At 60.2% G+C, this 10,126-nt stretch carries 10 protein-coding genes and 1 pseudogene; 6 read left to right on the top strand and 5 right to left on the bottom strand.

Annotated features, from left to right (window positions below; translation table 11 throughout):
* From AC2VLV_RS16340 to AC2VLV_RS16360, 5 genes and pseudogenes are all read right to left on the bottom strand, one after another.
* Positions 1-214: pseudogene (locus AC2VLV_RS16340) on the bottom strand (DNA-binding protein); the annotation flags it as partial.
* 75 nt (positions 215-289) lie between these two features.
* Positions 290-763, bottom strand: coding sequence for an alcohol dehydrogenase catalytic domain-containing protein (locus AC2VLV_RS16345; protein ID WP_486990973.1), 474 nt, complete (start codon positions 761-763; stop codon positions 290-292).
* A 308-nt stretch (positions 764-1,071) separates the two neighbouring features.
* Positions 1,072-1,704 (bottom strand): hypothetical protein, encoded by a 633-nt coding sequence (locus tag AC2VLV_RS16350; protein WP_486990974.1) that lies wholly within the window; start codon positions 1,702-1,704, stop codon positions 1,072-1,074.
* A gap of 276 nt (positions 1,705-1,980) precedes the next feature.
* Complete coding sequence (locus tag AC2VLV_RS16355) at positions 1,981-2,709, bottom strand: hypothetical protein (RefSeq protein ID WP_486990975.1); 729 nt, start codon at positions 2,707-2,709, stop codon at positions 1,981-1,983.
* Between the two features lie 43 nt (positions 2,710-2,752).
* On the bottom strand, positions 2,753-3,700 hold the full coding sequence (locus AC2VLV_RS16360) for a metallophosphoesterase (RefSeq protein WP_486990976.1): 948 nt from the start codon (positions 3,698-3,700) through the stop codon (positions 2,753-2,755).
* 85 nt (positions 3,701-3,785) lie between these two features.
* Here AC2VLV_RS16360 and AC2VLV_RS16365 point away from each other — a divergent pair, with 85 nt between their 5' ends.
* The 6 genes from AC2VLV_RS16365 to AC2VLV_RS16390 all read left to right on the top strand — a co-directional run bounded on the left by AC2VLV_RS16365 (position 3,786) and on the right by AC2VLV_RS16390 (position 10,047).
* Complete coding sequence (locus AC2VLV_RS16365; protein ID WP_486990977.1) at positions 3,786-4,502, top strand: NUDIX hydrolase; 717 nt, start codon at positions 3,786-3,788, stop codon at positions 4,500-4,502.
* A gap of 79 nt (positions 4,503-4,581) precedes the next feature.
* Positions 4,582-4,704, top strand: coding sequence for a hypothetical protein (locus AC2VLV_RS16370; protein ID WP_486990978.1), 123 nt, complete (start codon positions 4,582-4,584; stop codon positions 4,702-4,704).
* An 89-nt stretch (positions 4,705-4,793) separates the two neighbouring features.
* Complete coding sequence (locus tag AC2VLV_RS16375; RefSeq protein ID WP_486990979.1) at positions 4,794-4,934, top strand: hypothetical protein; 141 nt, start codon at positions 4,794-4,796, stop codon at positions 4,932-4,934.
* Between the two features lie 18 nt (positions 4,935-4,952).
* A complete protein-coding gene (locus AC2VLV_RS16380) occupies positions 4,953-5,150 on the top strand; it encodes a helix-turn-helix domain-containing protein (RefSeq protein WP_486990980.1) in 198 nt (65 codons plus the stop codon).
* Positions 5,151-5,155: 5 nt separating this feature from the next.
* Positions 5,156-8,083 (top strand): SNF2-related protein, encoded by a 2,928-nt coding sequence (locus AC2VLV_RS16385; protein ID WP_486990981.1) that lies wholly within the window; start codon positions 5,156-5,158, stop codon positions 8,081-8,083.
* Positions 8,084-8,130: 47 nt separating this feature from the next.
* On the top strand, positions 8,131-10,047 hold the full coding sequence (locus AC2VLV_RS16390) for a DNA methyltransferase (RefSeq protein ID WP_486990982.1): 1,917 nt from the start codon (positions 8,131-8,133) through the stop codon (positions 10,045-10,047).
* Positions 10,048-10,126 lie beyond the last annotated feature (79 nt).

Here is a 10,126-nt window from a genome sequence, read left to right on the forward strand (position 1 = left end):
CCATGGCCGCCACTAAAACGCGCATCAAATCACGCAATGCTGCTTGCAGCCTCGGCGACTCCGGGTGCGTGCGCAGGGTGTTCCGGTGCACGCCGGCGAGTTGGGCCAAGTCTTGCTGCGGGAGATCAAGCAGTGTCGCGAAATTTGCCGGTGAAAAGCGCGTAGTCCCAGGCTCGCGGGTGGACTCGAGAACTTCGGATGCTGCGGCGAACATGGGGTAGATTCTCGAATGTAAGGAGACTGTTTGCACATTTTACGCACAGACTTTGCACAAATCACCGGGCAGTGTCTAGGCATAGTGGCCCACCGCACCGGCACCGCCGGCCACCAGCACGGTCTTCCCGGCCACCGCACCATCCATCAGCACGGCGTGTAGTGCCGTGAGCGCGGGAATCCCCAGGCAGGCACCAACCTCGCCATCAATGCCGTCGGGCAGTAGAACGGCCTGCTCCTGGGGCAGGCAGACGTACTCGCAGGCAGTGCCGTGCGGGCGTCCCCACGCGGCATTCCATGTCCACACGCGCTGGCCGAGGCGGGAAGTGTCCACCCCATCGCCGACGGCGTCGATGACGCCCATGCCATCGCTATGGGGAATGACCCGCGCGAACGGCATCGTGCCACTGCGCAGACCCAGACGCGATTTGACGTCCGAGGGATTGACCCCGGACCACTCGACGCGCACGCGAACCTCACCGGGAGCGGGCACAGGATCGGGAATCTCCCCGATGCACAGCACCTCGCTCGCCGAGGCCGAGACGATCATAGAAGGCGGTTTTCATGCAGACCAGTGTATCGGCGGGGAGATGCGGGCGGACGTTGTCGTTTGAACTGTTTTCGCTGCCTGCGGACTGAGCCAGTCCACCGACAAGTCGGTGTCATGAGCCATGCCCATCATTGCGGAGCTCGCATGACGCTTCGCCTTCGTCTCTCGGTTCGCGGTTCAGCGACCCGTCGGCAGTCCTCCGAGAGTTGGCTCATTTCGGTCGTCGGCAACACTCCAGAACGGCCGCGGTCGACCAGGCGCAGACGTCGGTCAAAAATTGAGTGGAAATCAACAATTACCGTTGGAGGTCAGGGTCCGCGAGCAGCATCATGCACCTGAGGCGTGAATCCTGCGGCCAGCATCCGCACGATGGAAGCCGGGGTCAGCACCTTCATGGAAGCTTCTGGTGCGGGCAACTGGCGACTGTCTATATAGCCCGCAGGTGTCCATTTCCTGAGTCGTCCCTCCCACAGCAAATAGGCGTTGCCGTCGATCTCCACAAACGTGCCAGATGGAAGTGATTGGAACTCGGCATTGTGGGTCACCTTCCCGCCACCGGGGATGGCCCGTTCGCTGTGAATCTGCTGGTCGATCTGCCCGATGGATACAGCCGATGGAGCGTATGTCGGCATATTGGCATTTACCCACGTCTCCTTGAACTCGCGGTAGCGCGGTCTACGACACTGCGCACAGGGCCGATGTCCCGCGGAGAGCGCAGTCGCCTCGTCTAGTAGGAAGAGTTCGGAATATTGCCCTGGACTGAAAATCTCGCGCTTGATTCCTTTGTATTCAAGCATGCATGTGACCCACGCTTTATGACGCCAAGGTGCAACGATTTCCTTTTTTTCGTTGTGCAGGATGCCGCGATTGCCGAGCCATGCGCCACGCGCACTGGTGTAGATCAACCGGCCCCAAGGATCGACGCGATTTTGCAGTGGCATGATTACTACCCTCTGAGCATTTTGTGGGGCGCACAAAAAAGTGCAAAGTCAATCGAAAGAACTCATTTCTGGGCGGAACCAAACGTAGCATGCTTTGGGCATTCGCCCGCCACTTGGATGGGCACCCCGTTCACCGCAACCGAGAACCCAGCCGCATCAGGGCGCCGTGGTAGATCTGGTGACCATGGAGCTGGGCCACTCGGTGCAAGGCAAACACGCTCGACCCTCAACTCTAGGCTGACGACAAGCTGATGCTAACCAATGCATCATGTTTCATTACGTGGCCCACGATGTGGCGACTGCGGTCGGACCGATCATCAGCATCGCGCCAACGCGTTCGATCCGAGCCGTGCCGTGGGCGAACCGCAGCGGCACCGCTTGCAAAAACCCGACCAGCCTCACCTCCGCCATGCCGGCCCAACATCCTCGGGCTGGGCACATCCACTCCACCGCCTCAACCCTGAGCAGTACCTGATTGCTGATCTGTGCGATGTGCAGCTTCGCGTCATCCGGAAGTTCACCCGTTTCGACGGCCGCGCGCAGCCGGTTGACCACCATCCGAAGCATCCGCCCATCCACATCCAAATGTGGCATCCCTGGATTGAGCTTGCGACGGACAGCGTTCCATTCGCGATAGACCCGCCCGAGGCGGAACGCATCGGGGCAGGGCGCATCACGGAATGCCGATTGCCAGAGCTTGATCAGCATCTCCACCACCGCCCCTTGTGGCGCATCCTCAAGCACCAGCCGCTCGTTCCACATCGCCTCGCGCTGGGACACCGAGGTGCCCACCAGCTTCCATTGCCCGAACCAGTCCACCCCGGCCAGGATCTTCAGCGTCCAACCGCAATATTCCCCGAACCAGATCAATGCATCCGGCGACGTGTCGCCGGACGGTGTGCCGCGCGCCGGTTCAAAGCCAGCATCCAGCAACACCGCAGCGATCGGTCGCACCCTCAGACACTGCTCCAGATCTGCGCGCAGGTCCGCAATCGCCATGGCCATGTTCATCCCCTCGTCTGGCATGCAGGCGTGGGCTTGTTCAGTGCTAGCCGATCCATACCAGGTTCTCGTTGCGCAATTCATCCTCGCCCGCCCAGCGGTACCCCACCAACGGCCCGTCCTTCGCCGCCGACCAGTCCAGGCAGGCCAGCTTCGGACTTTCGAGCACCGGCTGACCGTTGAACCAGTGGTGACCGATGAACACCGGTGCGCCGTCGATGCGGTTCAGCGCCACTTCCGCCGGGAGTGCAATGTCCGGAACGAAGTCCTCCTGACCACTGGGCACCAGTGCGACGTCACGCAGCCGCTCTGCACCATGACGCCAGTCGGCAATACGCACTTCTCCATGGGAGTGCCCCGCCTTGTCGACGATGTGCTGCCCCTCGGGCAGGTCCCACTCCAGTCCACAACTCAGGCGCTTGCGGGCGCTCTCCAGTGGTGAGCCCTTGACGTAACTGCGGAACAGGAAAGATTCCGACATCGCCTTGCCCTCGGCATCCCAGTAGTGCTGCGCCAGCAGGTCGACGGATGGGATATCCCAGCTGGCGTGCACCGCACGGATGCCGCCCAGGTCCAAAAACAGCGGCAAGGACCGGAACCAGTGAACGATCTCCCAGTGCTGCGCCGAGCCTTCGCCCACCTGCGCGAGGAACTCGGCGTGCTGCTCCCGGTTCTTGCGCGCCTTCGGGCTGTCCAGCCGGTTGGCCCGCAGGCATTCCCCTGGAACATTTGGATCCTCAACCAGATACCCGATGGCGTTGAACTCGTGGTTCCCCATCACGCACAGCGCTTGTCCCTGCTCCACCATGTCACGCACGATCTCCACCACGCGCAACTGCGCTGGACCGCGGTCGATCAGATCCCCCAGGAACACCGCCTGGTGGCCTTGCGGCGCCCGGTAGCTCCGGCCCTGTGGGACGTAGCCCATGAACTGGAGCAGGCCTTCGAGCTTGTCGGCATAACCGTGGATGTCACCAATCAGGTCGTATTGCATGTCAGAGTCCTTTCATTCACTTCGTTGTTCAATGCAACGAAGTATCGCAGACTTCGGTGCATAATGCAACGAACAGGAGAGGATCATGGCCAAAACCCCTACAACACCCACCCGTCCGCCCGTGCACCCCATGCCCTTCGTGCGGGTGGAACTGGTCATTCTGTCCATTCTGGATGACAAGCTGGTGGTGATGCAGGGCAAGCGACAGCAGGCACCCTATGCCGGGCGCTGGGCACTGCCGGGCGGGGTGCTGCGCATCGACCTGGACAAGACCCTGGAGGATGCTGTGCAGCGGGTGGCGCAGGAGCGGCTGGGTGTGCATCTGCCGCATGTGCGGCAGCTGTGCGCAGTGGGCAGCGCCAAGCGTGATCCGCGGGCGCCGTGGGCGCTCAGTGTGGTGTACCGAGCGCTGGTGCCCACGGAAGCCTTCGCACCGGAGCCAGGAAAGCGGCTGGAGTCACTGCGGTGGGTGGCGGCAGAGGATGGCGCTGAAGACGGTCAGCTCGCGTTCGATCATGCGCAGTTGATTGGTCAGGCGGTCCAAGCGATGCGCAAGGACGTGGAAGCGATGGATCTGCCTATGGGGTTCGTGCCGGAGGACTTCACCCTGACTGAGCTACAGCAACTTTGCGAGGCGCTGCTCGGGCATCGCCTGGATAAGTCGAGTTTTAGAAGAAAGCTGGATGAGCGTGAGCTGGTCGAACCGGTTGAAGGGAAGATGCGCGCTGCCGGAGCGCATCGGCCGGCGCAGGTGTTCAGACTGCGCCAACAACTCGAGCGTCCAATTGAAAAGTTCGCCTAGTGTGGTGAGTTAGAAGTTCATTGAAGTACTTCCGCTTTTCGGAGTGCACGGTGTATCGTGTTCCCACGGGGAGGCTGAGATGAGCGGAAGACCGAAAGTGCCCTTGGTGTTGACCGAGGCGGAACGCAGGGGAACTCGTGGCGCTGACACAGCGGCGCAGGCGCTGGCCCTGCGGGGGCGCGTCAGCGAGCAGACGGTGTAGAAATGGCGAGGACGTTTCGTGGCGCAGCGCATCAACGAGTTACCGGATGCCCCGCGCTCGGGGCGCCGCGAAGCATCGATGACGAGCGTGTGGACGCGGTCATCGCGCGCACGCTGGCGAGCGTGGGTTCACTTGATGATGAAATCACTGCGGCCGTCACTCCAAAGGGATGGGATGAGCAGATGGGCGGTTTCTTCGTGAAAATTTTGCACTATTCTGCTGCGCTTTGATCTGATCGAACTGGCACGATGTCTACAAGCAGCAGTAAGGGCAAGATCCTTACCCGAAAGCAGGTTGCTGATTACTTGAAAATCGCCAAAAGGACGATTTGCAAGCTGGCCGCAACCAAAAGGATCTCGGCCTTCAAGGTCGGCGGAACGTGGCGCTTTGAACGGACAGGCATCGAAGCTTGGATCGCAGCCCAATCCAAGAACGGAGAGAGGTAAGCCGGTTGATTTCCGCCTACCACGCCAAGTACTACGCACACGAGCTGACGCGGCGGCACGCTGCCGATGGCGTAGATCGCCTCTCCCAATCGCTGTTTGACGCTACTGTCGACCTGAATCCGCATCAGATCGAGGCAGCGCTGTTTGCCCTTCGGAACCCGTTGCAGGAAGGCGTGCTTCTGGCCGATGAGGTGGGTCTGGGAAAGACCATCGAAGCCTCGCTGGTGGTCTGCCAGTACTGGGCCGAGCGCCGTCGTCGGCTGCTGGTCATCTGCCCGGCCAGCTTGCGCAAGCAATGGGCGCAGGAGCTGCATGACAAGTTCGCCGTGCCCACCACCGTGGTGGATGCCGTTTCTCTGCGCAAGCAGTCTGCTGGCGACATGCTCGCCACCCTGCAACGGCAGGTTGGCAAGGCGGTCGTCATCATGTCCTACCAGTTTGCTGCCAAGCTGGAAGCCGAGCTGCGCGCCGTGCCTTGGGATGTGGTGGTCATCGACGAAGCGCACAAGCTGCGCAATGCGCACCGTGCCAGCAATCGCACCGGGCAGGCGCTCAAGCGCGCACTGCAGGGCCGCAAGAAGCTGCTGCTCACCGCCACGCCGCTGCAGAACTCGCTGATGGAGCTGTACGGCCTGTCCACACTGATCGACGAGCACATGTTCGGCGATGAGACGGCCTTCCGCAAGCAGTTCATGAACAGCGGGACGGGTCTTGATGAATTGCGCGAGCGTCTTGCCAGTTTCGCCAAACGCACACTGCGCCGCGACGTGCTGGAGTACATCAAATACACCGAGCGCAAGGCGCTCACCCAGCCGTTCAATCCCACGGACGACGAGCAGGCGCTGTATGAGCGCATCTCGGCCTTTCTGCAAAAGGAAGACTCCTACGCTCTGCCTAAGCAGCAACGCCATCTCACGGCACTCATCTTGCGCAAGCTGCTGGCCTCCAGTTCGCACGCCGTCGCTGCCACGTTGGTCACCATCCGCGAGCGCCTGCAGGGCTTGCTCACGGCAGACATAACAGAAGACGACGGCAGCCAATTGGTCGAACAACTCATTGCCGAGGACGACCTGGAGCAGGACTTTCTGGAAGAGGAAGCCAGCGAGGCCGACGAAGACGCCGAAGCCCGTACGCCCGCGCCAGCGGAAGACGATAAGACGGGCGCTGCAAAAGACGCGCATGCCGTCCGCGCTGCCATCAGCGCCGAGATCGCGGAGCTGACCGCGTTCGTCGATGCCGCGCAAGCGCTGCAAACCGACACCAAGGCGCAGGCGCTACTGAAGGCGCTCGGCTTGGGCTTCAGCAAAATGGCCGAGCTGCGCGCGCCGCGCAAAGCCATCATCTTCACAGAGTCCAAGCGCACGCAGGAGTACCTGCACCGCTTTCTCTCCGCCAACGGCCACGCGGGCAAGCTGGTGCTGTTCAGCGGCACCAACAATCATGAAGACTCCACCGCCATCTACCAGCGTTGGCTGGAAGAGTACAAAGGCACGGATCGCGTCACCGGCTCGCCGCAGGTGGATCGCCGCACCGCGCTGATCGACTACTTCCGCAAGGACGACGGCACCGGCGCGGAAATCATGATCGCCACTGAAGCGGCTGCCGAAGGTGTCAACCTGCAGTTCTGCGCGCTGAGTATCAATTACGACCTGCCGTGGAACCCGCAGCGAGTCGAACAGCGCATTGGCCGCTGCCACCGTTACGGCCAACGCTACGACGTGGTGGTCATCAACTTCTTGAACACCCGCAACCAGGCCGACCAGCGTGTGCTGGAACTGCTCACCGAAAAATTCAACCTGTTCTCCGGCGTGTTCGGTGCAAGCGATGAAGTGCTGGGTCGCATTGAAAGCGGCCTCGACTTCGAGAAACGCATCCTCCAGATCTACGACACCTGTCGCCAGCCCGACCAGATCGAAGCCGCTTTCAACGCCCTGCAAGCCGAGCTGGAAGAAGTTATCGCCGACCGCATCAAAGACACCCAATCCCAACTGCTGGAGAACTTCGATGAGGACGTTCACGACCGCCTCAAACTGCGTCTTCAAGACGCCGAAGCGCGGCTCGACAAGCTGGGGCGCTGGTTCTGGGGTGTCACCTGCTTTGCATTGGACGGCCGCGCGCGCTTCGACGAGCAGTCCTACGCGTTCTCTCTGAGCACGCCGCCAACTGGAATTGCCACAGGTCGCTACCAGCTCATTCGTGGTGCGGCGCAGCCGGACATGCTGGCGCACGCCTACCGCCTCAGCCACCCGCTGGGGGAATGGAGCATTGATGCCAGCCTGAACGCGGCCACGCCCGTCGCCACATTGAAGCTCGACTACGGCAAACACGGCGCGCGCGTCTCCGTCATCGAGAGACTGCGCGGTATGTCCGGCTGGCTGACGCTGGCCCGGCTGGAAGTCACCGCCTTCGAGACCACCGAGGCGCTGCTGTTCTCCGGCCTTACCGACGATGGTCAGGTGCTGGATCAGGAAACGTGCGAAAGGCTGATGACCATTCCAGCAGCTGGCAAGCCCACTCCTCTGAGCACCGCTGTGCCCGAGGCCCTGCTGGCCAACAGCCAGCGCGCGGTCACCGCCACCATTGCTCAGGTGCTGGAAGCCAACCAGCGACTTTTCAATGAAGAACGCGACAAGCTGGAACGCTGGGCCGACGACAAGCTGCTGGCCGCAGAGGACGCACTGAAGAACACCAAGGCGCGCATCGCCCAGTTGAAGCGCGACGCCCGCAAGGCCGCCACCTTGCAGGAGCAGGATGGCATCCAGCGCGAACTGTCTGAGCTGGAGCGCAAGCAGCGCCGCCTGCGGCAGGAAATTTTCGCTGTCGAAGACGAGATCATCGCCAAGCGCGACGAGCTGATTGCCTCGCTGCAGCAGCGCCTGCAAGAAAAAACAAGCAACGAGACCCTGTTCAGCGTGCGCTGGCAGGTCACCTGAAACGCAAATCCTTCAAAGAATTAGAAATCCCGAGATCAGGGCAAACCATGACCAACAAACAGAATCCCAAATTCCAGGAGCTCGTCGCCAAGCTGCGCGAGATCTTCCAGATCGACCGCCCGGAACTGGACTTCGGCATCTACCGCATCCTCAACGCCCGCGCGGGCGAGATCAACGACTACCTGCAAAACCGGCTGGCTGAGAAGGTTCAGGCAGCCCTCTCCGCAGGGAGCGCCGCCAGCGCCGTGCAATTGCAAGCTGAGTTGCAAGAGGCAGAGAAGAACGCCCAAGCCTTGGGTGTCAGCCCCGATGCCGTGCCCAAGGTGCAGGAACTACGCGCCAAGCTGAAAGAGACAGCAGCAGGCAGCAGCGAACACGAGAACGCAGTGTTCTCGCACCTGCTGGCCTTTTTCTCCCGCTACTACGAGCAAGGCGACTTCATCAGCCAGCGCCGTTACAAGGGCGACACCTACGCCATCCCCTACGCGGGCGAAGAGGTGATGCTGCACTGGGCCAACAAGGATCAGTACTACACCAAGAGCGGCGAGAACTTCAGCAATTACAGCTTCAAGCTCGAAGACGGTCGCACGGTGCATTTCCGCCTCGCCGCCGCCGACACCGCCAAAGACAACCGCAAGGACAACGACAAGGAACGTCGATTTGCCCTGGTAGCGGCCAAAACCGTTACCCGCGTGGATGAAAACGGCGACGAGTTCGAAGAACAACTGGTGCCCGTGGAGGAAGCTCCTGGCAGTGACGGCCATCAGGAGTTGATCATCCGCTTCGAGTACGCCGCCCAGCCCAAAGGCACCAAGCAGGAAGCGCTGGTCACCAAGGCCGTAGAGGGCGTGCTGGCGGATGCTGCCGTCAAGGCCCGCTGGCTTAACTTAAGCACCCGCGCACCCACCGAGAAAAACCCGCAGCGCACCCTGCTGGAAAAGCACCTGACCACCTACACCACCAAGAACTCGGCGGACTACTTCATCCACAAAGATCTGGGTCGTTTCCTGCGCAGTGAGTTGGATTTCTACATCAAGAACGATGTCATGCATCTGGATGATGTGCAGAACGCCGGCGCGTTCGCGGACATCGAAAAGAACCTGCGCATGATTCAATGCCTGCGCAGCATTGCGCTGGAACTGATCACGTTCTTGGCCCAGTTGGAAGACTTCCAGAAGAAGCTGTGGCTGAAAAAGAAGTTCGTTGTCTCCAGTCACTACTGCATCACGCTGGATCGGGTACCGGAAGCGCTGTGGCCGGAAGTGGTAGCGAACCCGCAGCAATGGGCGCGGTGGAAACAGCTGGGCGTTTGGGATGGCGACGCGCCGGGGACGATGGAGGATTTGAAAGCTGCGCCGTATCGAATGGTGTATACCAGTTTTTTTTCAGCAGAGTTTAAAGCCAGCCTGCTAAAGCAAGCACCGGACTTGGATAAGACCGCGGATGGCTTGTTGATTCACAGCGATAATTTTCACGCCTTAAATATCTTGCAAACCCGCTACACAGGTGAAGCAAAGTGTATTTACATCGACCCGCCTTACAATACGGGGAGTGACGGGTTTGCTTATAAGGATAGATATAGCCATTCAAGCTGGCTTGCACTGATGAGTGATCGGCTTCGTTTGGCTAATCTACTTCTTGCGGATGGAGGATTCTTTCAGTGCTCGATCAGCGATATTGAGCTTTATCGTGGGAAGCTGCTTTTAGATAGTGTTTTTGGTGAGGAATCGCTTAAAACAATAGCCATCAAGATGTCTACTGCCTCTGGTGTAAAGATGGCATCCGCATTACTTACGGGCGGCGTTCCGAAGCTTAAAGAGTATCTTCTTGTTGCCGCAAAAGGGGTGTTCAAGGGGTATTTTATTCCAAAGATTGATAAAGAAAAATGGGACGATGAGTACCGGTGGTTCATTGAGGGCATATCTCCTGAAGAGCTGGAGATTCTGCGCTTAGCAGGCTGCTGAAATACTCCACACGCACTCGCAACCGATCTCTCCAGATTTGAATTTTTCAGAGGGTTCGTTCACATCATGAAATTCCCGG

The sequence above is a fragment of the Thiomonas sp. TH-17 genome (assembly GCF_057473305.1).

What these genes read in the sequence shown, in the direction of transcription:
- AC2VLV_RS16345 (WP_486990973.1), bottom strand. Translation starts at nt 763, where the DNA reads ATGATCGTCTCGGCCTCGGCGAGCGAGGTGCTGTGCATCGGGGAGATT.
- AC2VLV_RS16350 (WP_486990974.1), bottom strand. Translation starts at nt 1,704, where the DNA reads ATGCCACTGCAAAATCGCGTCGATCCTTGGGGCCGGTTGATCTACACC.
- AC2VLV_RS16355 (WP_486990975.1), bottom strand. Translation starts at nt 2,709, where the DNA reads ATGGCCATGGCGATTGCGGACCTGCGCGCAGATCTGGAGCAGTGTCTG.
- AC2VLV_RS16360 (WP_486990976.1), bottom strand. Translation starts at nt 3,700, where the DNA reads ATGCAATACGACCTGATTGGTGACATCCACGGTTATGCCGACAAGCTC.
- AC2VLV_RS16365 (WP_486990977.1), top strand. Translation starts at nt 3,786, where the DNA reads ATGGCCAAAACCCCTACAACACCCACCCGTCCGCCCGTGCACCCCATG.
- AC2VLV_RS16370 (WP_486990978.1), top strand. Translation starts at nt 4,582, where the DNA reads ATGAGCGGAAGACCGAAAGTGCCCTTGGTGTTGACCGAGGCGGAACGC.
- AC2VLV_RS16380 (WP_486990980.1), top strand. Translation starts at nt 4,953, where the DNA reads ATGTCTACAAGCAGCAGTAAGGGCAAGATCCTTACCCGAAAGCAGGTT.
- AC2VLV_RS16390 (WP_486990982.1), top strand. Translation starts at nt 8,131, where the DNA reads ATGACCAACAAACAGAATCCCAAATTCCAGGAGCTCGTCGCCAAGCTG.